This is a genomic window from Cupriavidus neocaledonicus, assembly GCF_000372525.1.
Classification (GTDB): domain Bacteria; phylum Pseudomonadota; class Gammaproteobacteria; order Burkholderiales; family Burkholderiaceae; genus Cupriavidus; species Cupriavidus neocaledonicus.
Genome location: NZ_AQUR01000063.1, coordinates 17,908 through 42,108, shown reverse-complemented (window position 1 = coordinate 42,108; position 24,201 = coordinate 17,908). Strand labels below are relative to the sequence as shown.

Here is a 24,201-nt window from a genome sequence, read left to right as displayed (position 1 = left end):
CGGGTTGCTGGTCATCACCTGCGGGCCGGGCTGGATGTTGTGGATGGTCATCGCCCCCACCATCAGCGCCATCACCGCGTTGGGCGGAATGCCCAGCGTCAGCAGCGGGATGAACGAGGTCTGCGAAGCCGCGTTGTTGGCCGATTCCGGACCCGCCACGCCCTCGATCGCGCCCTTGCCGAATTCCTGCGGATACTTGGAGGTCTTCTTCTCCAGCGAGTACGCCGCGAACGAGGCCAGCGAGGCGCCGCCGCCCGGCAGGATGCCCAGCGCCGAGCCCAGCGCGGTGCCGCGCAGCACCGCAGGGATCATGCGCTTGAAGTCGTCCTTGGTCGGGAACAGGTTGGTGATGTGGTCGGTGAAGGTCTCGCGGTGTTCCTTCTGCTCCAGGTTGGCGATGATTTCGGCAAAGCCGAAGATACCCATTGCCACCGAGACGAAGTTCAGGCCGTCGGTCAGTTCCGGCACGTCGAACGAGAAGCGTGCGGCGCCCGAGTTGACGTCGGTGCCGACCAGGCCCAGCAGCAGGCCCAGCACGATCATGGCGATGGCCTTGACCAGCGAGCCCGAGGCCAGCACCACGGCGCCGATCAGGCCCAGCACCATCAGCGAGAAGTACTCGGCGGGACCGAACTTGAACGCCAGTTCCGACAGCGGCGCGGCAAATGCGGCCAGGATCATGGTGGCGACGCAGCCGGCGAAGAACGAGCCCAGGCCGGCGGTGGCCAGCGCCACCCCCGCTCGCCCTCGTCTGGCCATCTGGTAGCCATCGATGGTGGTCACCACCGACGACGATTCACCGGGCAGGTTCACCAGGATGGCGGTGGTCGAGCCGCCGTACTGGGCGCCGTAGTAGATGCCGGCCAGCATGATCAGCGCGGCCACCGGCGGCAGCGTGTAGGTCACCGGCAGCAGCATGGCGATGGTGGCCAGCGGCCCCAGGCCCGGCAGCACGCCGATCAGCGTGCCCAGCACGCAGCCGAGGAAGGCGTACGCGAGGTTCTGGAAGGTCAGGGCGGTGGAGAAGCCCAGACCCAGGTTGGTGAGTAGTTCCATGTTGGCGGCCTCCTTAGCTTGCCAGGAAAGCCGGCCACACCGGCATCTGCAGGTTGATGCCGTACACGAACGCGCCCAGGCTGATCAGCACCAGGATGATGGCGTTCAGGATGGCACCCTTCCAGCTGAACTCGTGGCTGGCCATCGACGACACCAGCACCAGCACCAGCACCGACAGCACCATGCCCAGCGGCTTCAGCAGCAGCCCGAACAGCACCACCGAACCGAGGATCCACAACAGCGTCTTGATGTCCCAGCGGGCCAGGCTGTCTTCTTCCGACTTGGACGACAGCGAGCCGAACAGCACCAGCGCGCCCAGCAGGGCGAGCACGATGCCGAGCCAGAACGGGAAGTATCCCGGTCCCATTTTGGCGGCGGTTCCCATGGAATAACCGCGCGCGACCCAGGAAAAGCCGAATCCGACCAGGATGAACATCAGGCCGGAGGCAAAGTCCTTTTGGCTACGTATGCGCAAAGTGAATCTCCTCGATAAGACTGCTTGAAATCTGCGGCGGGCCTCAGCGTTGCCTTTGTTGCGTTGCACCAATGCGGCGAATTCCGAGGCCTTCCGGCGGGCAGGGTGGAAGGTAAGGGGGCGACCTTTCAGCTACCTTTCAGATGTCTGCAAATGGGGTCATGGTTCGGGTATCCCCTAGTGAGGGCGCGCTTAAAAGTGCCGCTGCGCCAGGCTGCAGGCGGCTTTGCGGGCAGCGGCCCGGGCCGCTGCGCTATCATCCGGGACGGTCTGGGGCGCCGCGCTGGCCCGCCACGGCAACGGGGTTCTGAAGGGTTTTGAAAGCTTCAGAAAGTGCCTGAAAGGTCCTGGAAGTTTCGGCAGGCGAATCCCCGGGCAATACAAGGAGCGTTTTGGAAAGCATCGACCATGTCATCCTGCTCGGCGCCGTCGTGATGTCGCTGGGCATCGTGCTGGGCGCGTTCTCGGCGCGCTTCGGCGTGCCGTTCCTGCTGGTGTTCCTGGCCGTGGGCATGCTGGCCGGCGTCGACGGACCCGGCGGCATCCGCTTCTCCGATACCTGGCTCAGCTTCCTGGTGGGCAACCTGGCGCTGGCCATCATCCTGCTCGACGGCGGCCTGCGCACCCGCCTTGCCACCTTCCGCGTGGCGCTCAGGCCGTCGCTGTCGCTGGCCACGGTCGGGGTGCTGGTGACGGCCGCGCTGGTCGGGATATTCGCCGCCTGGCTGCTCGGCATCGACTGGCGGCTGGGGCTGCTGCTGGGGGCCATCGTCGGCTCGACCGATGCCGCCGCGGTGTTCTCGACGCTCAACAGCAGCGGCATCCGGTTGAAGGACCGGGTCGCGAGCGTGCTGGAGATCGAATCCGGCATCAACGACCCGATGGCGATCTTCCTGACGCTGACGCTGATCGAATGGCTGACCGCGCCCGGGGGCCTGACGCCGCTGGGCCTGGTGCTGCGCCTGCTGGTGCAGTTCGGCGTGGGCGGCGTGCTGGGGCTTGGGCTTGGCTATTGCCTGGCCTATGTGCTGGAGCGCACGCGCGTGGCCGAAGGGCTGCAGTCGATCCTGCTGTGCTCGGGCGGCGCGATGGTCTTTGCCATGGTGCAGAGCGCCGGCGGCAGCGGCTTCCTGGCGGTGTACCTGACCGGCATGCTGATCGGCAACCGCGAGCGCGCCGTCACCGCCGACACCATGCGCGCCATGGACGGCATGGCGTGGCTGGCGCAGTCCGCCATGTTCCTGCTGCTGGGACTGCTGGTAGCGCCGCACCGGATCTGGGAGGTCGCCGGTCCCGCGGTCGCGGTGGCGGCGTTCCTGATGCTGGTGGCGCGGCCGGTGGCGGTCTGGCTGGCGCTGCTGCCGTTCCGCTTCAATGCGCGCGAGACCGGCTTTATCGCATGGATGGGCCTGCGCGGCGCGGTGCCGATCGTGCTGGCGCTGTTCCCGCTGTTGCGCGAGGTGCCGCAGTCGGGGCTGCTGTTCCGCATTGCCTTTGCGGTGGTGCTGGCGAGCCTGCTGTTCCAGGGCACCACGGTGTCGGTGGCGGCGCGGCTGGCGCGCGTGCTGCGTCCCGGCTACCCCGAGCCGCTGGCGCGCTCGCGCCTGCGCGGCACGCGCGCGCCGATCCTGGAAGTGATGCAGTTCGAGGTCGGCCCCAACGCGCCGGTCGAGAACGTGCGCGCCGACCAGCTGGAACTGCCGCCGCGCTGCCGCCTGCTGACCGTGGCCCGCGACGACGCGCTCGCCGACCCGGGCCAGACCGTATTGCGCGCCGGCGACGCGGTCTGCGTGCTGGGACCGACCGTCTCGTTGCCGCTGCTGTCGGCGCTGTTCCAGACGCCGGGCCGGGCGCCCACCTGGGAACAGGTCTCGCACGATTTCCTGCTGTCGGGCGATGCGCCGCTGCGCGACGTGGCCGCGCTCTACGGCACGCGTGCCCTGACGCCGGACGAAGAACCGCTGACGCTGGAAAGCGCGATGCAGCGCGCGTTCACGTCGCCGCCGGTGGAGGGCGACAGCGTCGAAATCGCCGGGCTGCCGCTGACGGTAACGCGCATGGAAGGCGCGCAGATCGTGCAGGTGGGGTTGCTGCTGCCGCGGCTGGAGGGGGATTCGGGCGGGAAGCTGTGGGTGCGCCGGCGCCGGGGGGAACAGAGTAAGCAGAGCCGCGAAAGTGCGTAATCCCTGCCGGTTTGCGCCCCTCTCCCGCTTGCGGGAGAGGGGCGGGGGTGAGGGCAGGCGTTTCGAAGGCTGAGGCTTGCGGGTTAAAACCGAAGGCTTCGCTCGGTGTGGTGCCTCGCCAAACCGCCCCTCACCCCGGCCCTCTCCCCGTGAGGGGAGAGGGAGAACACCTTGCTTTAGCCAGCTCGGGCGGCCTGGGAGCACTCAAGACCGTTGGTGCTGCGATGGTTGGGCTTCAGTCGACCTTCGCTCCCGACACCTTCACGATCTGCGCATACTTCTTCAGTTCCTTCTGGATCAGCGCCGCGAACTGCTCCGGCGTGGTCGGTGCCGGCTGGGCGCCGATGCGGGCCAGGCGGGCCTTCATGTCGTCGGTCTTCAGGATCGCCACGATGTCGTGGTTGAGGCGTTCGACGATCTCGCGCGGCGTGTTGGCCGGGGCGAATACGCCGAACCACGTCGAGATGTCGAAGCCTTCCAGCCCCAGTCCCTTGCCGGCCTCGGCAATGGTCGGCAGCTCCGGGAACGACGCCGCGCGGCCGGCGGTGGTGACGGCGAAGGCCTTGAGCTTGCCCGCCTTGATATTGGCCGAGGCCGAGGCCAGGTTGTCGAAGATCAGGTCGGTCTGGCCCGACAGCACCGACAGCTGCGCCGGCGCCGCGCCGTTGTAGGGGATATGGACCATGCTGACCCTGGCCATGCTCTTGAACAGCTCGCCCGACAGGTGGCCGGCGCTGCCGTTGCCGCCCGAGGCGTAGTCCAGCTTGCCGGGGTGCTTGCGCGCGTAGGCGACCAGGTCGCGCACGTTGTGGATCTGCAGCTCGGCGGCCTTGCCCGGATGCATCACCAGCACGTTGGGCACGTCGGCAACCAGCGTGATCGGCGCGAAGTCTTTCACGGGGTCGTACGGCATCTTGCTGAACAGCGTCGGGTTGATCGCGTGCGTGGCCACCGCGCCCATGACGATGGTGTAGCCGTCGGCGGGCTGCTTGGCGACGTAGTCCGCGCCCAGGTTGCCGCCGGCGCCCGGCTTGTTTTCCACGATCACGGGCTGGCCCAGGCTGTCGCGCAGCTTGTCGCCGATGGCGCGCGCCACGGTGTCGAGCGGGCCGCCGGCCGGGTAGGGCACGACGAAGCGAACCGGCTTGGAGGGGTAGGTGTTGGTCGCCGCCACCGCGGCGGGCATCAGTGCCGCGGTCAGCGCGGCGGCAAGCAGTTTCTTCAGCATGTTGCGGAGGACAGAGGGATAGGGATGCTCAGCGGGCCCCGATGCCGCGCGCCATCATCACGGCGCACAGCGGCAGCAGGATCACCAGGTGCGATTCGATCATGACCCAGCGCCGCGCCGCCTTGATCTCGGACGGCGGCGGCACGTAATCGGGCAGCCTGCGCGCCTGCTTGCGCCAGCGCGCGATGGCAAGGGTGGGCGGCAGCGAGCACAACGCGATCAGCACGAACACGCCCATCTTGGCGTGGAACCACGGATTGTGCAGGTAAAAGTCCACGCCCTTGGCGCCGTAGAACAGGCGCAGCAGGCCGGTGGCCAGCGCCAGCATCGCCGACAGGAAATAGAACAGGTCGTACAGCGACAGGCGCCGCACGGTGGCCGGGGTCAGGTCCGGGCGCAGCGCCACGGCCTCGGCCGCCATCAGCGTGATCAGGACGAAGATCGCCAGGAAATGCAGGAAGGCCAGGATGGCGTCGGTCAGCATGGGGTTCTCCTTCGCTTTGCGCGGGCGCGCGCCGCGGCGCGGGCCCGGAAAGTACTTCAGTGGGGACTGAATTTCCGGAAAGCGCCCGCGGCCGGCTGGCCGGCCGCGGGCTGGAGGAGAATCTTACAGCACACCCTTTGCGCGAAGTGCGGCGATCTGCGCCGCGCTGTAGCCCAGGCTCTCGGCCAGCACGGTGTCGGTGTGCTCGCCCAGCAGCGGCGGGTGGCGCAGCGCCTGCGGCGGCGTAGCGCTCATCTTGATTGGGCTGCCGACCAGCTTGACCTCGCCCGCGCTCGGGTGCGGCAGGTCCACGCGCAGGCCGCGCGCCTTGACCTGGTCGTCCTCGAACACGTCGTCGAGGGTGTTGATCGGGCCGCACGGCACGCCCGCGGCCTCGAGGTCGCGGATCCATTGCGCGCGGGTGCGCGGGCGTACCATCCCGGCCAGGATCGGCACCAGCACGTCGCGGTTGGCCACGCGCTGCGGGTTGGTGGCAAAGCGCGGGTCGTCGGCCAGCTCCGGCATGCCGCCGTCGGTGACGAACTTGCGGAACTGCCCGTCGTTGCCGACCGCGACGATGATCCAGCCGTCGGCGGCCTGGAAGGTCTGGTAGGGCACGATGTTCGGGTGCGCGTTGCCCCAGCGGCGCGGCGCCTCGCCGCTCGCCAGGTAGTTGGTGTTCATGTTGGCCAGCATCGCCACCTGCACGTCGAGCAGCGCCATGTCGATGTACTGGCCCTCGCCGGTGCGGTCGCGGTGCGCCAGCGCCGCCAGCACGGCAATGGTCGCGTACTGGCCGGTCATCAGGTCGGAAATCGCCACGCCGGCCTTCTGCGGGCCGCCGCCGGGAAGGTCGTCGCGCTCGCCGGTCAGGCTCATGAAGCCGCCCATGCCCTGGATGATGAAGTCGTACCCCGGGCGCGCGGCGTACGGGCCGGTCTGGCCGAAGCCGGTGACCGAGCAGTAGATCAGGTCGGGCTTGACCTGCCTGAGCGAGTCGTAGTCCAGGCCATATTTCTTCAGCTGGCCGACCTTGTAGTTCTCCAGCACCACGTCGCTCTGCGCGGCCAGGTCGCGCACGATCTGCTGGCCTTCCGGGGTGCTGATGTCGCACGTCACCGAGCGCTTGTTGCGGTTGGCGGCCAGGTAGTAGGCGGCCTCGGCGGTGTCGCGGCCGTCTTCGTCCTTGAGCCAGGGCGGGCCCCAGGTGCGGGTGTCGTCGCCGGCGCCGGGACGCTCGATCTTGATCACGTCGGCGCCGAAGTCGGCAAGGTTCTGGGCGCACCACGGCCCGGCGAGCACGCGGGTCAGGTCGAGGACGCGGAGATGGCTTAAGGCTCCCATGGCGGTATTCGAGGCAGAGGTAAGGCGGGGATCGGATCCGGAATGTGGGTGGTCGGCAAGCCCCGGAAAAGGGGGCGGCGCGGGTTGGCTGCACTGTACCACCGGCAGTCCGGCGCTGCCGTCGTAAGTGATTTAAGAGTATCTTGCGGCAATGGGATTCAGGGCGATAGCCGGCCGCTTCCGCGGCGCCGTGGCCGACCTGCCCGATGGCCTGCCTTGCCCGTATAATCAACGGTTTGCAAATCCCAAACTGATTCGTCGCGCCCGGCCACGCCGGGACAAGCGTCCGCCATCCCATGAAAGTCTCAGACATTCGCAGCAAGTTCCTGCAGTTCTTCGAATCGAAGGGCCATACCGTGGTCCGCTCGTCCAGCCTGGTGCCGGCGAACGACCCGACGCTGCTGTTCACCAATTCCGGCATGGTGCAGTTCAAGGACGTGTTCCTCGGCACCGACAAGCGCCCCTACAGCCGCGCCACCTCGGCGCAGCGCTCGGTGCGTGCCGGCGGCAAGCACAACGACCTCGAGAACGTGGGCTACACCGCCCGCCATCACACCTTCTTCGAGATGCTGGGCAACTTCTCGTTTGGCGACTACTTCAAGCGCGAGGCGATCCAGTACGCATGGGAACTGCTGACCAAGACCTACCAGCTGCCGGCAGAGAAGCTGTGGGTAACGGTCTATGCGGAAGACGACGAGGCCTACGACATCTGGGCCAGGGAAGTGGGCGTGCCGGCCGAGCGCATCGTGCGCATCGGCGACAACAAGGGCGCGCGCTACGCGTCGGACAACTTCTGGCAGATGGCCGACACCGGCCCGTGCGGCCCGTGCTCGGAAATCTTCTATGACCACGGCCCCGACGTGTGGGGCGGCCCGCCGGGATCGCCCGAAGAAGACGGCGACCGCTACATCGAGGTGTGGAACCTGGTGTTCATGCAGTTCAACCGCGACGAGCAGGGCAACATGACGCCGCTGCCCAAGCCGTGTGTCGACACCGGCATGGGCCTGGAGCGCATCGCCGCGGTGCTGCAGCATGTGCACAGCAATTACGAGATCGACCTGTTCCAGGCGCTGATCAAGGCCGCCGCGCGCGAAACCCATATCGACAACCTGAACCAGAACTCGCTGAAGGTCATCGCCGACCATATCCGCGCGTGCGCGTTTCTGATTGTCGACGGCGTGATCCCGGGCAACGAAGGCCGCGGCTACGTGCTGCGCCGGATCATCCGCCGCGCCATCCGCCACGGCTACAAGCTGGGCCAGAAGACCCCGTTCTTCCACAAGCTGGTGCCGGACCTGGTCGAGCAGATGGGCCAGGCCTATCCGGAGCTGGCCGAGGCGCAGTCGCGCGTGACCGAAGTGCTGAAGGCCGAGGAAGAGCGCTTCTTCGAGACCATCGAGAACGGCATGGCCATCCTCGACGCCGCGCTGGCCGACCTGAAGCTCAAGGGCGGCAAGACGCTGGACGGCGAACTCGCCTTCAAGCTGCACGACACCTTCGGCTTCCCGCTGGACCTGACCCAGGACGTGTGCCGCGAGCAGGAAATCGGCGTGGACGAGGCCGCCTTCGATGCCGCCATGAACCGCCAGCGCGAGCAGGCGCGCGCCGCCGGCAAGTTCAAGATGGCCGCCGGCCTGGAGTACACCGGCGACAAGACCGTGTTCCACGGCTACGAGAAGCTGGAACTGCCGCGGGCCACGGTCACCGCGCTGTATGTGGATGGCGCCGCGGTCGACACCATGCAGCCCGGCCAGACCGGCGTGGTGGTGCTGGATAACACCCCGTTCTACGCCGAGTCCGGCGGCCAGGCCGGCGACCAGGGCGTGCTGCAGGCCGGCAATGTCGTGTTCGTGGTGGCCGACACCACCAAGATCCAGGCCGACGTGTTCGGCCACCAGGGCACGCTGCAGGGCGGCGCGCTCAAGGTCGGCGATGGCGTGTCCGCGCAGGTCGACGCGCTGCGCCGCGCGCGCACCGTGCGCAACCACTCGGCCACCCACCTGATGCACAAGGCCCTTCGCGAAGTGCTGGGCAGCCACGTGCAGCAGAAGGGCTCGCTGGTCGACGCGGACAAGACCCGCTTCGATTTCTCGCACAACGCCGCGCTGACCGACGCGCAGATCCGCCAGGTCGAAGAGATCGTCAACGCCGAGATCCTGCGCAACGAAGACACGCACGCCGAGATCATGCCGTTCGACGACGCGGTCAAGAGCGGCGCGATGGCGCTGTTCGGCGAGAAGTACGCCGATGACGTGCGCGTGCTGTCGATCGGCACCTCGAAGGAACTGTGCGGCGGCACCCACGTGCACCGCACCGGCGATATCGGCCTGTTCAAGATCGTGATGGAAGGCGGCGTCGCCGCCGGCATCCGCCGCGTCGAAGCCATTACCGGCGACAACGCGCTGCACTACCTGCAGGGCCTGGACGCCAGGCTGAACGAAGCCGCCGCCGTGCTCAAGGCGCAGCCGTCCGAGCTGGTGCCGCGCATCGGCCAGGTGCAGGAGCAGGTGCGCGCGCTCGAGAAGGAACTCGAGCGCCTGAAGAGCAAGCTGGCCGCGTCGCAGGGCGACGAGCTGGCGGCGCAGGCTGTCGACGTCAAGGGCCTGAAGGTGCTGGCCGCGCAGCTGGACGGCGCCGACTTGAAGACCCTGCGCGAGACCATGGACAAGCTCAAGGACAAGCTGCAGAGCGCCGCCATCGTGCTGGGCGCGGTCGCCGACGGCAAGGTCAGCCTGATCGCCGGCGTCACCGCCGATGCCACCGGCAAGGTCAAGGCTGGCGAGCTGGTCAACTTTGTCGCCCAGCAGGTGGGTGGCAAGGGTGGCGGCCGTCCCGACATGGCGCAGGCCGGCGGCACCGAGCCGGCCAAGCTGCCGCAGGCGCTGGCTGGTGTCAGCGAGTGGGTGGCCAGCAAGGTTTGATCGGCAGGGTGTACTCCCTCTCCCGCAAGCGGGAGAGGGAGTACACCCTCGGTCGAGGCCACGTTGTCACAAAAGCATGAAGGGCGCCCCGGCGCCCTTCATGCTTTTTTACTTTTCCGGTGTTCCCTTGCCGCCGCCCAGCGTCGTCAGCAAATCGATCGGCAGCGGAAACACGATGGTCGAGCTCTTGTCCCCCGCGATCTGCGTCAGCGTCTGCATGTAGCGCAGCTGCATCGCCTGCGGCTGCCGCGCCAGCATCTGCGCCGCCTCCAGCAGCTTCTCCGAGGCCTGCAGCTCGCCTTCGGCATGGATCACCTTGGCGCGCCGCTCGCGTTCGGCTTCGGCCTGGCGGGCGATGGCGCGGACCATGGTCTCGTTGAGGTCGACGTGCTTGATCTCGACGTTCGAGACCTTGATGCCCCAGCCGTCGGTCTGCGCGTCCAGCGCCTGCTGGATGTCGAGATTCAGCTTCTCGCGCTCGGCCAGCATCTCGTCCAGCTCGTGCTTGCCCAGCACCGAGCGCAGCGTGGTCTGCGCCAGCTGGCTGGTGGCCTCGAGGAAGTTCGCTACCTGGATGATCGCCAGTTCGGGATCGACCACGCGGAAGTACACCACCGCATTGACCTTGACCGAGACGTTGTCGCGCGAGATCACGTCCTGCGGCGGCACGTCCATCACCACCGTGCGCAGGTCGACCCGGACCATCTGCTGCACCGCCGGGATCAGCAGTACCAGCCCGGGGCCCTTGACCTTCCAGAAACGCCCGAGCATGAACACCACGCCGCGTTCGTATTCGCGCAGCACGCGGAACGAGGTGATCACCAGCAGTGCCAGCAGGAAGATCACACCGCCGAAGCTGAATCCGTAGGCCATGGTCAGGCTCCCTTGTCAGGGGTCGGTTGGGAAGAGGAGGCCGGCGCACTGCCGGCGGCGATCACTTCGAGCACCAGGCCACTGCGCCCGGTGACCAGCACCGGCGTGCCGCGCGCCAGCGGCGTGGCGCTGTGCACCCGCCAGGTCTCGCCACGCACGCTGGCCCAGCCTTCCTCGCGCAGGTCATCGAGCAGTTCGCCGCGGCTGCCGACCAGCGTGTCGGCACCGCTGACCACCGGCCGCTTGCGCGAGCGCACCAGCATCGCCGACATGCCGAACACGAACACCGCGGACAGCGCCGACATTGCCGCCACCATCGGCAGCGGCACGCCGAAGCCGGGCACGTCGGTATCGATCAGCATCACCGCGCCGAAGGCGAAGGCGACGATGCCGCCCACCCCGAGCGCGCCGAAGGTGGGCAGGAACAGCTCCGCCACCATGCAGCCGATGCCCAGCGCCACCAGCGCCAGCCCGGCATAGTTGACCGGCAGCATGTGCAGCGCGAACAGCGCCAGCAGCAGGCAGATCGCGCCGACGATGCCGGGCACCACCATGCCCGGCGTGGAAAACTCGAAGATCAGCGCGTAGATGCCGATCATCATCAGCAACAGCGCCACGCTGGGATCGGTGAGCACCGCCAGGAAGCGGTTGCGCCAGTCCGGCTCCAGCGTCACCGCGGGGGCGTTGCGCGTCTGCAGCGTGCTGGCCTTGCCGCCGGCGGTGGTCAGCTTGCGCCCGTCGAGCTGGCGCAGCAGCGCCGGCAGGTCTGGCGCGACCACATCGATGACACGCTGCGCCAGCGCCTCGTCGGCCGACAGGCTGACCGATTCGCGCACCGCGCGCTCGGCCCATTCGGCGTTGCGCCCGCGCAGCTGCGCCAGGCCGCGGATATAGGCCGAGGCATCGTGCATCTGCTTGCGCGCCATGGTGTCGCCCGAGGCGGGTTCGCTGGCGGGCGCCGAGGCGGGACGCGCGCCGGGCAGGGACTCCGGCTTCTGCGGCCCGCCGATGCCGACCTGCACCGGCGTCGCCGCGCCCAGGTTGGTGCCCGGCGCCATCGCCGCGAGGTGGCTGGCATAGAGGATGTAGGTGCCGGCGCTGGCCGCCCGCGCGCCGCCGGGCGAGACATAGCTGGCCACCGGCACCGGCGAGGCCAGGATCGCCTGGATGATGTCGCGCATCGACGCATCCAGCCCGCCGGGCGTGTCCATTTCCAGCACCACCAGCTGCGCGCCGGCTTCGCGCGCGCGCGCCATGCCGCGCAGGATAAAGCTGGCGCTGGCCGGGCTGACCGCGCCTTTCAGCGGGATCACGTACACCGGCGCGGTAGCCGTGGTCGTGGCCGTCGGCGGGGCCGCGGCGCTGCTGCCGAAGGCAAGCGCGCAGCATGCCAGCGCCAGGCTGGACAGCAGCCGGAAGGCCCGCAGCAACGCGGTGGCAGGGTTCATGGCAGGAGCAGGGCAGGCAAGGTGCCGTGGTGACGCCACTTCAAGTGTAGGCCACCGGGCACATCTTGCACGTGGCCGCGCAGCTCAGGCTGCCGCCAGTTCGGGTCCGGCCGAGCCGGGCGGTGCGGGGGTGAGTTCGGGCAGGGCCGCGACCAGCGCATGCAGCGCGGCGCTGGCCATCGACGGTTGCCACGCCAGCAGCGTGCGCACCCGGCCCGCCGCGCCCAGGCTGTGCTGCCGGATGGCGGGCAGGTCGCGGTACAGGCCCAGCACCGAGCGCGGCACGATCGCCGCGCCGATGCCGGCCGCGACGCAGGCGACGATGGCATGGTAGGAGCTGAGCTGCAGCACGCGCGGCGTCGGCGCGGGGCCGCTGCCGTACCAGGTCTCGAGCCGCGCGCGGTAGTTGCAGCCCGGCTCGAACGCCAGCAGGGTCGGCACTTCCAGGTCGGCCGCGCCGCGCACCGGGCGATGGTGCTCGCGCGTGATCACCACCAGCTCTTCCTCGAACACCGGCACGGCCCGCAGCGCCGGGTCGGCCAGCGGCTCGGCGACAAAGGCGCAGTCCACCTCGAAGCGCGCCAGCGCGTCGAACGCCTGCCGCGTGGCCAGCGTCACCAGTTCCAGCTGCACCTCGGGCCAGGCCTGGTGATACGCGGCCAGCACCTGCGGCAGGCGGCTCGCGGCGGTGCTTTCCATCGACGCGATGCGCAGGCGGCCGTGCGGGCGCGCCGGCAGCACCGCGTGGCGCGCCTCTTCGGTCAGGGTCAGGATGCGGCAGGCATAGTCGAACAGGGTCTGGCCCGACGGCGTCAGCACCATGCGCCGGCCGTCGCGCACGAACAGCTCGACGCCCAGCGACTGCTCCAGCTGGCGGATACGGGTGGTGACATTGGACTGCACCCGGTGCAGCCGCTCGGCCGCGCGGGTGACGCCGCCGGCTTCGACGACGGCGCGGAAAATCTCGAGCGCGGCAAGATCCATGGCCTGCTCCCCACGGTTATTCATCAGATTTCAGGATGGATGGCATCTTGATAATTCATGTTTCAAGATGCTTATGGCAGCGTAGCATACAGAAATCGCAGTGCAACCGCTGCCACCACCGGTCCATTCCTCATGCCGATCCCCCGCCCCCTCGAGCCCGAACACCCCGCCGCGCGCGTGGCGGCCGCCGCGCCGCCGCGTCGCGCGGCCGGGCCATTGGCGGTGGCGCTGGCCGGCCTGGTGTCGCTGGCGGTGGTGATGGGCATCGGCCGCTTCGCTTTCACGCCACTGCTGCCGATGATGCTGCATGACGGCATCGTCACGCTGGACCAGGGCGGCTGGCTGGCGACGGTGAACTACATCGGCTACTTCGTCGGCGCCGCGGTGTGCATGTTTATCCGGCCCGATGCGGCGCGCATGGTGCGCTGGGGCCTGGTGGCCACGGTGCTGCTGACACTGGGCATGGCCTTGCCGGGCGGCATGCCGGCGTGGTCGCTGTGGCGCGCCGCCGCGGGCGTCGTCAGCGCCGTGGCAATGGTCTACACCGCGGCCTGGTGCCTGCAGCGGCTGGCCGAGCTGGGCCGGCCCGAGCTGGGCGGGCTGATCTTCTGCGGCCCGGGCGTGGGTATCGTGGTCACCGGGCTGGGCGCGTCCGGCATGGTCGGCGCGGGCTGGCATGCGGACCATGGCTGGCTCGCCTTCACCGCGCTGGCGGTGGTGCTGGCGGCCGCGGTCTGGCGGATTTTCGTCGCGCCGGCCGCCGTGGGGGCAGCGGCGCCGCCGGCCGGTGCCGCCGATGCCGAAGCCGCTGCCGGCACGGCGCGGCTCGATGCCCAGACCTGCGCCCTGACCCTGGCCTACGGCCTGGCCGGCTTCGGCTACATCATCACCGCGACCTTCCTGCCCGTGATCGCGCGCCAAGCGCTGCCCGGCACGGTATGGGCCGACCTGTTCTGGCCGATCTTCGGCGCGGGCGTGGCGGTGGGCGCGTTGCTGGCGACGCGGGTCGGCATGGCGCACGACAACCGCAAGCTGCTGGCGCTGCTGTACGGCATGCAGGCGCTGGGCGTGGCGATCGCGGTGGTATTGCCGAGCGTGCCCGGCTTTGCCGCCAGCAGCCTGCTGGCGGGCCTGCCGTTCACCGCGCTGGTGGCGTTCGCGATGCGCGAGGCGCGGCGGCTGTGGGGGCCGCAGGCGCCCCGGCTGATGGGGCTGATGACCGCATCCTATGGCCTCGGCCAGATCGCCGGGCCGCCGCTGGCGACTGCGCTGGTGGCACGCAGCGGCGGCTTTGCCGGTTCGCTGGCGTGCGCCGCCGCGGCACTGGCGCTGGGCGCGCTGGTGTTCGCCTGGATGCGCCGCGCGTGGCCGCTGCCGGCGGCCGGGACCGGCCTGAGCCCGGGCGCCCAGGTGCGCTAAAGTATCGTCTTTGCCGTCCGGCGCGCCGCGCGAGGAGCTGCGGCCGGGATTGCCGGCATCGCGGTCCGCGGCGCGGCACAGAAGGCCGGGCCGTACCCGGCACGCCAGACCGGGCGGCGCAGGAGCGACCCCATGTCTTTTGCCTTGCAGCCCGCGCGCGCCGCGGGCGCTTCCGATCCCGTTTCAGCCGAAGAGCAGCGCGTGCGCGTCGACCTGGCCGCGGCCTATCGCCTGGCCGCGCGCGAGCGCTGGGATGACCTGATCTACACCCATATCTCGGCCACGGTGCCGGGCGAGCCGGACCACTTCCTGATCAATCCCTTCGGCTTTGCCTTCGACGAGATCCGCGCCAGCGACCTGGTCAAGATCAACGGCCGCGGCGAGGTGGTCGGCGAGACGGTGCACCCGGTCAACGTCACCGGCTTCGCACTGCACGCCGCGGTGCATGCCGCGCGCGCCGACGCGATGTGCGTGATGCACCTGCATAACACCGCCGGCATCGCGGTGTCGGCGCAGGCGGCGGGGTTGCTGCCGCTGTCGCAGCACGCCATGCGTTTCCATGGCCGCATCGCGTACCACGACTACGAGGGCCTGGCCTTTACCCCGGCCGAGGGCGCGCGCCTGACCGCATCGCTGGGGGCGCATCCGGCCATGCTGTTGCGCAACCACGGCACGCTGACGGTGGGCCGCACCGTGGCCGAAGCCTATGTGCTGATGGCGACGCTGATCAAGGCCTGCGAGGTCCAGATCGCGGCGCAGGCGGGCGGCGCGCTGGTGCAGCCCGACGCCGCGGTGGCGGACCAGACCTCCGCGCAGCTCTACGACGATGGCGCGATCGAAGGCGTGCTGGAATGGCCCGCGCTGCTGCGCAAACTGGATAGAATCGATCCTTCCTATCGGGACTGAACGGGGACGACGTTGCCCCGCCCGGATCACAACAATCATCAAGCACAGGAGCCATGAATGCCCACTTTCCACGTCGAAATGTTTGAAGGCCGCACCATCGAGCAGAAGCGCAAGTTTGTCGAGGAAGTGACCCGCGTCAGCTGCGAAACGCTGGGCTGCTCGCCGTCGGCGGTCGACATCATCATTACCGACATCAAGCGCGAGAACTGGGCCACCGGCGGCGAGCTGTGGGCCGACAAGAAGTAAGGCGCCAGCCCGCTCCACACTGAACACCATGCAACACTTCGCCTCTGACAACTACGCCGGCTTCTGCCCGGAATCGCTCAAATATTTCCTGGAAGCCAACGGCAGCGGCCATGAGCAGGCCTATGGCGACGACAGCTGGACGCAGAAGGTCTGCGACCGCATCCGCGACCTGTTCCAGACCGATTGCGAAGTGTTCTTCGTGTTCAACGGCACGGCGGCCAACTCGCTGGCGCTGTCGGCGCTGTGCCAGTCGTACCACTCGGTGATCTGCCACGAGCTGGCGCATATCGAGACCGACGAATGCGGCGGGCCGGAGTTCTTCTCCAACGGCTCCAAGCTGCTGACCGCGCCGGGCGAGCACGGCAAGCTCACGCCCGATGCGGTCGAGGCGCTGGTCACGCGCCGCGCCGACATCCATTACCCCAAGCCCAAGGTGGTGTCGCTGACGCAGTCGACCGAAGTCGGCACCGTCTACAGCGTGGAAGAAGTGCGCGCGATCGCCGCCATCGCCAAGCGCCGGCAGCTGCGCGTGCACATGGACGGCGCGCGCTTTGCCAATGCAGTGGCGTCGCTGGGCGTGCTTCCGTCCGAGATCACCTGGCGCGCGGGCGTCGACGTGCTGTGCTTCGGCGGCACCAAGAACGGCCTGCCGGTGGGCGAGGCAGTGGTGTTCTTCGACCGCCGCCTGGCTGAGGACTTTGCCTACCGCGTCAAGCAGGCCGGACAGCTGGCGTCGAAGATGCGCTTTATCTCCGCGCCGTGGCTGGGTTTGCTCGAGAACGACGTGTGGCTGGCCAACGCGCGCCATGCCAATGCGATGGCGCAACGGCTGCAGCAGCGCATCCGCGAGATCCCGGGCGTGCGCATCATGTTCCCGACGCAATCCAATGCGGTCTTCGCCGAGCTGCCGCTGCCGGCGATCGAGGCGCTGCGCGCAAAGGGCTGGCGCTTCTACACCTTTATCGGCGCGGGCGGCTGCCGTTTCATGTGTTCGTGGGACCTGCAGCCGCAGACCGTGGAGGCGCTGGCCGCCGACATGCGCGCCGCCTGCGGCGCATGAGCGGGGCCAAATTCGCCTACTCAAACTGATAACGACGAGACCCAGGAGCCCCCATGAGCTACCGATTCTGCCCGCAGTGCGGCGCGCCGCTCGAGCTGCTGCCGCTGTCCGGGCGCGAACGCCACGCCTGCGTGCAGCAGGACTGCGGCTTCGTGCACTGGAACAATCCCCTGCCGGTGCTGGCGGCGGTGGTCGAATACCAGGACAAGCTGCTGCTGGCGCGCAACGCCGCGTGGCCGGAGAAGATGTTTGCGCTGGTGACGGGCTTCCTGGAGCGCGACGAGCCGCCCGAACTGGGCGTGGCGCGCGAACTGAAGGAAGAGACCAACCTCGATACCGAGTCGGTCGCGCTGATCGGCGTCTACGAGTTCATGCGCAAGAACGAGCTGATCATCGCCTATCACGTCAAGGCGACCGGCACCGTCGAACTGTCGGAGGAACTGGCCGAGTACAAGCTGGTGGCGCCCGAAGACGTGCGGGTGTGGTCGGCCGGGACCGGCTTCGCGGTGGCCGACTGGCTTGCCGCGCGCGGCTACCCGGTGCGCTTCTTCGATCGCCAGACCGGCGCCGACATTCCGGACCCGCGCCGTCCCCACGACTTCAGCCAGGTCGGGGCTTCGCTACAATACCGCTGGTAAGGCCGGTTTTTCTAGCCGGCCTCCAGCCCCCAAGCATCAGAGGAAGAGACGAATGGAGTTCCAGAAAGAAGTGGATGCCCGCGGCCTGAACTGCCCGCTGCCGATCCTGCGCACCAAGAAGGCCCTGGCCGACATGGCCAGCGGCGACGTGCTCAAGGTGCTGGCCACCGATCCCGGCGCCACGCGCGATTTCCAGGCCTTTGCCAAGCAGACCGGCAACGAGCTGCTGTCGCACTCGGAAGTGGACAAGGTATTCGTGTTCTACATGCGCCGTCGTTGACGGCCTGCTGCCGTTCCCGCCCGCGGGACTGGCAGCGCTCGACCGTCCATAAGGAAAAAGCCGCCCGAAAGCGGCTTTTTCTTCGTGGGGGCGAGGCTCAGCGGCCCGGGCCGTTCAGGTGTTCGCGCGATTCCAGGTACGCGCTGAAATCGGTGCCCACTTCGGGGTGCTTCAGCGCGAACTCGACGGTCGCCTTGAGGTAGCCCAGCTTGCTGCCGCAATCATAGCGGCGGCCCTGGTAGCGGTACGCCAGCACCTGCTCCTGGCCCAGCAGCGACTGGATCGCGTCGGTCAGCTGCAGCTCGCCGCCGGCGCCGGGCTTGAGCTCGCGCAGGTGGTCGAAGATGCGCGGCGTCAGGATGTAGCGCCCGACCACGCCGAGGTTGGAGGGTGCGTCTTCCGGCGCCGGCTTCTCGACGATGCCCGAGACCTTGATCACGTCGTCGTCCCACTCGCGGCCGTCGATCACGCCGTAGGAGCGGCTCTGCTCGGGCGTGATTTCCTCGACGCCCAGCACCGAGCAGTTGTAGTGGTTGAAGGCATCCACCATCTGCTTCATCACCGGCGGGTTGCCGTCGATCAGGTCGTCGGCCAGCATCACCGCGAACGGGGTGTCGCCCACCAGCTTGGCCGCGCACAGCACCGCGTGGCCCAGGCCCAGCGCCTCGGGCTGGCGCACGTAGTAGCACTCGACGTTGGCCGGCTTGATCGAGCGCACCACGTCCAGCAGCGCCTGCTTGTTCTTGGCTTCGAGCTCGACTTCCAGTTCGAAGGCCTTGTCGAAATGGTCCTCGATGGCGCGTTTGGAGCGGCCCGTGACGAAGATCATCTCGGTAATGCCGGCGGCCATGGCTTCTTCCACGGCGTACTGGATCAGCGGCTTATCCACCACCGGAAGCATTTCCTTGGGGCTGGCCTTGGTGGCTGGCAGGAAGCGGGTGCCGAGGCCCGCAACCGGGAACACAGCCTTGGTGACGCGATTTTCCATATCAGGTGTACCTCTCAGATTCCAGTCCATAACCCTGCCAGCCGGCGTGGGCGCCGTCTGTCCGGTTCTGTCCGACGATGCCGTACAGAACCCCCGACCGGCAGGGGCGTGATGCAGGCCGCCTGACTGACCCTTCGGGTCAGGCTGGCAGCCGCTGCAACTGGCCTTGCAGCTTGGCCAGCGTCTGTTCGAAATCGGACAGGCGCTGCGTCTCTTGCGCCACCACCGCGGGCGGTGCCTTGGCGACAAAGCTCTCGTTCGACAGCTTGGCGCGGCACTTGCCGATTTCGCCACCGATGCGTTCGACTTCCTTCGACAGGCGCGCGCGCTCGGCGGCGACATCGATCTCGATTTTCAGCAGCAGGTGGTTGCCCCCGGCAATGGCGACCGGCGCACCGGCGCCCTCGGCTTGCAGGGAGGCTTCATCTTCGAAGACGCGCACCTCCGAAAGTTTCGCCAGGGCCTGGATATGTGCGCTCGCCGCCTTCAGGAAGGCGCTGTCGCCCTGCGCGTACAGCGGAATGCGCTGGGCCGGGGAGATGTTCATCTCGCCGCGCAGGTTCCGGCAGGCATCGATCACTTCCTTCAGGCGCGCGACCCACTGCTCGGCATTCTCGTCGATCTTGGCGACGGCGGGCAGCGGATAAGGCTGCAATGCGATGGTTTCCGCACCATCGCCGCCGGCGCGGCCGGCCAGCGGGGCCACCTTCTGCCACAGTTCCTCGGTGATGAACGGGATCACCGGATGCGCCAGGCGCAGCACGGTCTCGAGCACACGCAGCAGGGTCCGGCGGGTGGCGCGCTGCTGGGCCTCGGTGCCGTTCTGGATCTGCACCTTGGCCAGTTCCAGGTACCAGTCGCAGTACTCGTCCCAGACGAACTTGTAGATCGCGTTGGCGATATTGTCGAAGCGGTACTCGGCGAAGCCCTTTTCGACCTCGGCCTCCACGCGCTGCAGCAGCGACACGATCCAGCGGTCCGCCTGCGAGAAATCGAGGTAGCCGTCCGGGCCGCAGTCCTGGTTGCAGGGGCCCATGCCGCAGTCATGGCCCTCGGTGTTCATCAGCACGAAGCGGGTCGCATTCCACAGCTTGTTGCAGAAATTGCGATAGCCCTCGCAGCGGCCGGTATCGAAGTTGATGTTGCGGCCGAGCGTGGCCAGCGAGGCGAAGGTGAAGCGCAGCGCGTCGGCGCCGAAGGCCGGAATGCCGTCGGGGAATTCCTTCTTCGTCTTCTTCTCGATCTTGGGCGCGTCCTTGGGCCGGCGCAGGCCGGTGGTGCGCTTCTTCAGCAGCGTGTCGAGGTCGATGCCGTCGATCAGGTCGACCGGGTCGAGCGTGTTGCCCTCGGACTTGCTCATCTTCTTGCCTTCCGAATCGCGCACCAGGCCGTGCACGTAGACGGTGTGGAAGGGCACCTTGCCGGTGAAGTGCTTGGTCATCATGACCATGCGCGCCACCCAGAAGAAGATGATGTCGTAGCCGGTGACCAGCACCGACGACGGCAGGAAGTGCTTCAGCTCGGGCGTTTCTTCAGGCCAGCCCAGCGAGGAGAAGGGCACCAGCGCCGACGAGAACCAGGTGTCGAGCACGTCTTCCTCGCGGCGCAGCGCGCCGGTGCTGCCGGCGGCCCGCGCCTTGGCGGCGGCTTCTTCCTCGGTGCGGCCGACGAAGCAGTTGCCGGCATCGTCGTACCACGCCGGGATCTGGTGGCCCCACCACAGCTGGCGCGAGATGCACCAGTCCTGGATATTGCCCAGCCACTGGTTGTAGGTGCTGATCCAGTTCTCCGGCACCAGCTTGATCTCGCCGCTCTGCACGGCTTCGAGCGCCACCTCGGCGATCGAGCGGCCAGGGTAGAAGGTGCCTTCCGGCGCCGGCTTGCTCATGGCGACGAACCACTGGTCGGTCAGCATCGGCTCGATCGCGCTGCCGGTGCGCTCGCTGCGCGGGGTCATCAGCTTGTGCTTCTTGACGTCTTCCAGCAGGCCCTGCTTGTCGAGGTCGTCGACAATGGCCTTGCGCGCATCGAAGCGGTCCAGGCCGGCATAGGCGGCGGGGGCGTCGGCAACGATCTTCGCGTCCAGCGTCAGGATCGACAGCTGCGGCAGGTTGTGGCGCAGGCCCACCGCATAGTCGTTGAAGTCATGGCCCGGGGTCACCTTGACCACGCCGGTGCCGAACTCGCGGTCGACGTATTCGTCGGCGATCACCGGGATCTGGCGGCCGGTCAGCGGCAGGTGCACCGACTTGCCGATCAGGTGCGCGTAGCGCTCGTCTTCCGGATGCACCATCACGGCGACGTCGCCGAGCATGGTTTCCGGGCGCGTGGTGGCCACGGTCAGGTGGGTCAGGCCGCCCTTGGCGTCCGCCTCGACCAGCGGATAGCGGATGTGCCACAGCGAGCCTTCTTCCTCGACGCTGTCGACTTCCAGGTCCGACACCGCGGTGCCCAGCACCGGATCCCAGTTGACCAGGCGCTTGCCGCGGTAGATCAGGCCCTGCTCGTACAGCCGCACGAAGACTTCGGTGACCGCCTTCGACATCTCCGGCGACATGGTGAAGTACTCGCGGCTCCAGTCGATCGACGCGCCCATGCGCCGCACCTGGCGCGTGATGGTCGAGCCCGACTCTTCCTTCCAGGCCCACACCTTCTCGGTGAACTTCTCGCGGCCGAGGTCATGGCGCGACACGCCCTGGCCTTCGAGCTGGCGCTCCACCACGATCTGGGTGGCGATGCCGGCGTGGTCGGTGCCCGGCACCCACAGCGTGTTGGCGCCCAGCATGCGCGCGTGGCGGGCCAGGCCGTCCATGATGGTCTGGTTGAAGGCATGGCCCATGTGCAGCGTGCCGGTCACATTGGGCGGCGGCAGCTGGATCGCGAAGTCCGGGCGGGCGGGGTCGAAGGTCGGCTTGGCGATGCCGCGCTTCTCCCACTCGGGGCCCCATTTCGCCTCGATGGCGGCGGGTTCGAAGCTCTTGGCAAGCGATTGGTCTTGGGCGGTCATGCTGGGATGTCGAGGTTGGCGTCGGGATGCGTGGCAGGTGCGGTGCCCTGCGCCTGGCGGTCGCTGGCGGCCTGCGAGGGCCGGCCTGGCGCCAGTGAAACCACAAATTATACGGGGGCGGGCGGCCGGTGCCTATTTCGTGGCCGGAGCCGGGCGGCCGCGCCCAGTGAGCGCGCGCCGGCGCGAGGCCGGATGTGATTTATGGAACAGGGCCCCCCGGTATAATTGCGGCGATTCCATTAGGCCTTTCCGATGTCCGACCTGCTCGCCAACCTGAACGCCGAACAACTAGCCGCCGTCACCCTGCCCGACGAACCGGCGCTGATCCTGGCGGGCGCGGGCAGCGGCAAGACCCGCGTGCTGACCACGCGCATTGCCTGGCTGCTGCAGAACGGCCGGGTCTCGCCGGCGGGCATCCTGGCGGTGACCTTTACCAACAAGGCGTCGAAGGAAATGCAGACGCGGCTGCAGTCGATGCTGCCGATCAATACCCGCGGCATGTGGATCGGCACCTTCCATGGCCTGTGCAACCGCATGCTGCGCGCGCATTTCCGCGACGCCGGGCTGCCCCAGACCTTCGCCATCCTCGACAGCCAGGACCAGCTCTCGGCGCTGAAGCGGCTGCTCAAGTCGCTCAACGTCGACGACGAGAAGTACCCGGCCAAGAACCTGCAGTACTTCATCAACAACGCCAAGGAGCAGGGCCTGCGCCCGGCCGACGTCGAGGCCAACGACGATTTCAACAAGCGCTTCGTCGACCTCTACGCCGCCTACGACATGCAATGCCAGCGCGAGGGCGTGGTCGACTTCGCCGAGCTGCTGCTGCGCTGCTACGAGCTGCTGCGCTACAACGACGCCATCCGCCAGCACTACCAGCACCGCTTCCGCCATGTGCTGGTCGACGAGTTCCAGGACACCAACGTGCTGCAGTACCAGTGGCTCAAGCTGCTGGCCGGCCATGGCACGCAGAACCCGGCGGCGGTCTTCGCCGTGGGCGACGACGACCAGAGTATCTACGCCTTCCGTGGCGCCAATGTCGGCAACATGCGCGACTTCGAGCATGAGTTCCGCGTGCGCCGGCTGATCAAGCTGGAGCAGAACTACCGCTCGCACGGGCATATCCTGGATTCGGCCAACCACCTGATCTCGCACAACGCGCGCCGCCTCGGCAAGAACCTGCGCACCGACGCCGGCCACGGCGAGCCGGTGCGCGTGTTCCAGGGCGGCTCGGACGGGCAGGAAGCCGCCTGGATCATCGAGGAAATCCGCGACCAGATCGCGCAGGGCGCCAGCCGCGCCGAGATCGCCATCCTGTACCGCAGCAACGCGCAGTCGCGCGTGATCGAGCACGCGCTGTTCTCGGCCGGCATCCCGTACCGCGTGTACGGCGGCCTGCGCTTCTTCGAGCGCGCCGAAATCAAGCACGCGCTGGCCTACCTGCAGTTGCTGGAGAACCCGCGCAACGACGCCGCCTTCGGCCGCGTGGTCAACTTCCCGGCGCGCGGCATCGGCGCGCGCTCGCTCGAAGTGCTGCAGGACATGGCGCGCCAGTATGACTGCGCGCTGGCCGAGGCGGTGGCCTACGTGCCCGGCGCGGCCGGCAGCAAGCTGGCCGCGTTCACGCGGCTGATCGACAAGATGCGCGAGGACACGCGCCGGCTGACGCTGGCCGAGACCGTCGAATACGTGATCAACCACAGCGGCCTGATCACGCATTACCAGGGCGAGAAAGAGGGCCAGGACCGCATCGAGAACTTGCAGGAACTGGTGACCGCGGCGCAGGCCTTCGTGGTCGAGGAGGGTTACGGCCTGGAAGCGCTGGCCGCGGTGATCCCGGCCGGGCGCGGGCCCGCTACGCCGGTGCTGGCCGATGGCGACCAGTCACAGCAGCTGCTCGACCCCGAGGCGCTGCCGGTGGTGATGACGCCGCTGGTCGCGTTCCTGACCCACGCTTCGCTCGAGGCCGGCGACAACCAGGCCCAGGCCGGCCAGGACGCGGTGCAGATGATGACCGTGCACGCGGCCAAGGGGCTGGAGTTCGACGTGGTCTTCATCAGCGGCCTGGAAGAAGGGCTGTTCCCGCACGAGAACAGCATGATGGATCCCGACGGCCTGGAGGAAGAGCGCCGCCTGATGTACGTGGCGATCACGCGCGCGCGCAAGCGGCTCTACATGTCGTTCGCGCAAAGCCGCATGCTGCACGGCCAGACCCGCTACCACGTGCGCTCGCGCTTCTTCGAGGAACTGCCCGAGGCCGCGCTCAAATGGCTGACCCCGCCGGCGCAGAGCTACGGCGGCGTGCGCCGCCAGGAGCGCGACAATGCCTGGGGCCGCGACTGGTTCCGCAAGCCCGAGGACGTGCCTTATACCGGCACCAGGCCGACCGGCGGCATGGACAACGGCAACGGCTATGCCGATGCCAGGCGCGAGGCCGGCACCGGCTTCCGCGTCGGCCAGTCGGTGTTCCACAACAAGTTCGGCGAAGGCGTGATCACCGCGCTGGAAGGCGAGGGCGCCGATGCGCGCGCCAATATCAACTTCAAGCGGCATGGCGCCAAGTGGCTGGCGCTGGCGGTGGCGAAGCTGGACGCGATTGATTGAGGCAGAGGGACCATGCGTACTGCTCGCGCCCCTCTCCCGCAAGCGGGAGAGGGAGTACCC

19 protein-coding genes are annotated in these 24,201 nt (G+C 68.2%); 9 read left to right on the top strand and 10 right to left on the bottom strand.

All coding sequences use genetic code 11. The features are described 5' to 3' along the window. Both A3AG_RS0102175 and A3AG_RS0102170 read right to left on the bottom strand, forming a co-directional pair. Positions 1–1,056 (bottom strand): tripartite tricarboxylate transporter permease (locus A3AG_RS0102175; protein ID WP_018003892.1); only part of this gene is annotated, 1,056 nt, incomplete at its 3' end. Positions 1,057–1,069: 13 nt separating this feature from the next. Beyond that, positions 1,070–1,531 (bottom strand): tripartite tricarboxylate transporter TctB family protein, encoded by a 462-nt coding sequence (locus A3AG_RS0102170; protein WP_012353504.1) that lies wholly within the window; start codon positions 1,529–1,531, stop codon positions 1,070–1,072. A 392-nt stretch (positions 1,532–1,923) separates the two neighbouring features. Here A3AG_RS0102170 and A3AG_RS0102165 point away from each other — a divergent pair, with 392 nt between their 5' ends. Further along, positions 1,924–3,714, top strand: a complete 1,791-nt coding sequence (locus tag A3AG_RS0102165; RefSeq protein ID WP_018003891.1) for a potassium/proton antiporter — start codon at positions 1,924–1,926, stop codon at positions 3,712–3,714. A gap of 235 nt (positions 3,715–3,949) precedes the next feature. Here A3AG_RS0102165 and A3AG_RS0102160 read toward each other — a convergent pair whose 3' ends face one another. From A3AG_RS0102160 to A3AG_RS0102150, 3 genes are all read right to left on the bottom strand, one after another. Continuing rightward, complete coding sequence (locus tag A3AG_RS0102160; protein WP_018003890.1) at positions 3,950–4,942, bottom strand: Bug family tripartite tricarboxylate transporter substrate binding protein; 993 nt, start codon at positions 4,940–4,942, stop codon at positions 3,950–3,952. Between the two features lie 28 nt (positions 4,943–4,970). Continuing rightward, positions 4,971–5,426 (bottom strand): DUF2214 family protein, encoded by a 456-nt coding sequence (locus A3AG_RS0102155; RefSeq protein ID WP_018003889.1) that lies wholly within the window; start codon positions 5,424–5,426, stop codon positions 4,971–4,973. Between the two features lie 123 nt (positions 5,427–5,549). Then, positions 5,550–6,770: a CaiB/BaiF CoA transferase family protein gene (locus A3AG_RS0102150; protein WP_018003888.1), complete on the bottom strand. Its 1,221-nt coding sequence runs from the start codon at positions 6,768–6,770 to the stop codon at positions 5,550–5,552. Positions 6,771–7,066: 296 nt separating this feature from the next. On the opposite strand from A3AG_RS0102150, the gene alaS reads away from it, so the two are divergent. Beyond that, positions 7,067–9,691, top strand: a complete 2,625-nt coding sequence (gene alaS, locus A3AG_RS0102145) for an alanine--tRNA ligase (protein ID WP_018003887.1) — start codon at positions 7,067–7,069, stop codon at positions 9,689–9,691. Between the two features lie 108 nt (positions 9,692–9,799). Here the strand turns inward: alaS and A3AG_RS0102140 are convergent, their stop codons facing one another. From A3AG_RS0102140 to A3AG_RS0102130, 3 genes are all read right to left on the bottom strand, one after another. Beyond that, positions 9,800–10,564 (bottom strand): slipin family protein, encoded by a 765-nt coding sequence (locus tag A3AG_RS0102140; protein WP_018003886.1) that lies wholly within the window; start codon positions 10,562–10,564, stop codon positions 9,800–9,802. A 2-nt stretch (positions 10,565–10,566) separates the two neighbouring features. Further along, the gene (locus A3AG_RS0102135; protein ID WP_018003885.1) at positions 10,567–12,012 is read right to left on the bottom strand and encodes an NfeD family protein; all 1,446 of its coding nucleotides are present in this window, start codon (positions 12,010–12,012) and stop codon (positions 10,567–10,569) included. 84 nt (positions 12,013–12,096) lie between these two features. Then, positions 12,097–12,996 carry a LysR substrate-binding domain-containing protein gene (locus A3AG_RS0102130; protein WP_018003884.1) on the bottom strand — a complete coding sequence of 300 codons (900 nt, stop codon included), beginning with the start codon at positions 12,994–12,996 and terminating at the stop codon, positions 12,097–12,099. Between the two features lie 132 nt (positions 12,997–13,128). Between A3AG_RS0102130 and A3AG_RS0102125 the strand changes: the two genes are divergently transcribed. The 6 genes from A3AG_RS0102125 to A3AG_RS0102100 all read left to right on the top strand — a co-directional run bounded on the left by A3AG_RS0102125 (position 13,129) and on the right by A3AG_RS0102100 (position 17,545). Continuing rightward, on the top strand, positions 13,129–14,415 hold the full coding sequence (locus A3AG_RS0102125; RefSeq protein WP_018003883.1) for a YbfB/YjiJ family MFS transporter: 1,287 nt from the start codon (positions 13,129–13,131) through the stop codon (positions 14,413–14,415). Between the two features lie 132 nt (positions 14,416–14,547). Next, on the top strand, positions 14,548–15,321 hold the full coding sequence (locus A3AG_RS0102120) for a class II aldolase/adducin family protein (protein ID WP_018003882.1): 774 nt from the start codon (positions 14,548–14,550) through the stop codon (positions 15,319–15,321). Between the two features lie 57 nt (positions 15,322–15,378). Beyond that, a complete protein-coding gene (locus A3AG_RS0102115; RefSeq protein WP_012353493.1) occupies positions 15,379–15,567 on the top strand; it encodes a 4-oxalocrotonate tautomerase in 189 nt (62 codons plus the stop codon). Positions 15,568–15,595: 28 nt separating this feature from the next. Beyond that, on the top strand, positions 15,596–16,627 hold the full coding sequence (locus tag A3AG_RS0102110; RefSeq protein ID WP_018003881.1) for a threonine aldolase family protein: 1,032 nt from the start codon (positions 15,596–15,598) through the stop codon (positions 16,625–16,627). Between the two features lie 53 nt (positions 16,628–16,680). Beyond that, the gene (locus A3AG_RS0102105; protein ID WP_018003880.1) at positions 16,681–17,265 is read left to right on the top strand and encodes an NUDIX hydrolase; all 585 of its coding nucleotides are present in this window, start codon (positions 16,681–16,683) and stop codon (positions 17,263–17,265) included. A gap of 52 nt (positions 17,266–17,317) precedes the next feature. Next, positions 17,318–17,545 carry a sulfurtransferase TusA family protein gene (locus A3AG_RS0102100; RefSeq protein ID WP_010813669.1) on the top strand — a complete coding sequence of 76 codons (228 nt, stop codon included), beginning with the start codon at positions 17,318–17,320 and terminating at the stop codon, positions 17,543–17,545. Positions 17,546–17,642: 97 nt separating this feature from the next. Here the strand turns inward: A3AG_RS0102100 and galU are convergent, their stop codons facing one another. Both galU and A3AG_RS0102090 read right to left on the bottom strand, forming a co-directional pair. Further along, positions 17,643–18,533, bottom strand: coding sequence for a UTP--glucose-1-phosphate uridylyltransferase GalU (gene galU, locus A3AG_RS0102095; RefSeq protein WP_018003879.1), 891 nt, complete (start codon positions 18,531–18,533; stop codon positions 17,643–17,645). 139 nt (positions 18,534–18,672) lie between these two features. Next, positions 18,673–21,540: a valine--tRNA ligase gene (locus A3AG_RS0102090; protein WP_018003878.1), complete on the bottom strand. Its 2,868-nt coding sequence runs from the start codon at positions 21,538–21,540 to the stop codon at positions 18,673–18,675. A gap of 252 nt (positions 21,541–21,792) precedes the next feature. On the opposite strand from A3AG_RS0102090, the gene A3AG_RS0102085 reads away from it, so the two are divergent. Beyond that, positions 21,793–24,141, top strand: coding sequence for a UvrD-helicase domain-containing protein (locus A3AG_RS0102085; RefSeq protein WP_018003877.1), 2,349 nt, complete (start codon positions 21,793–21,795; stop codon positions 24,139–24,141). Positions 24,142–24,201 lie beyond the last annotated feature (60 nt).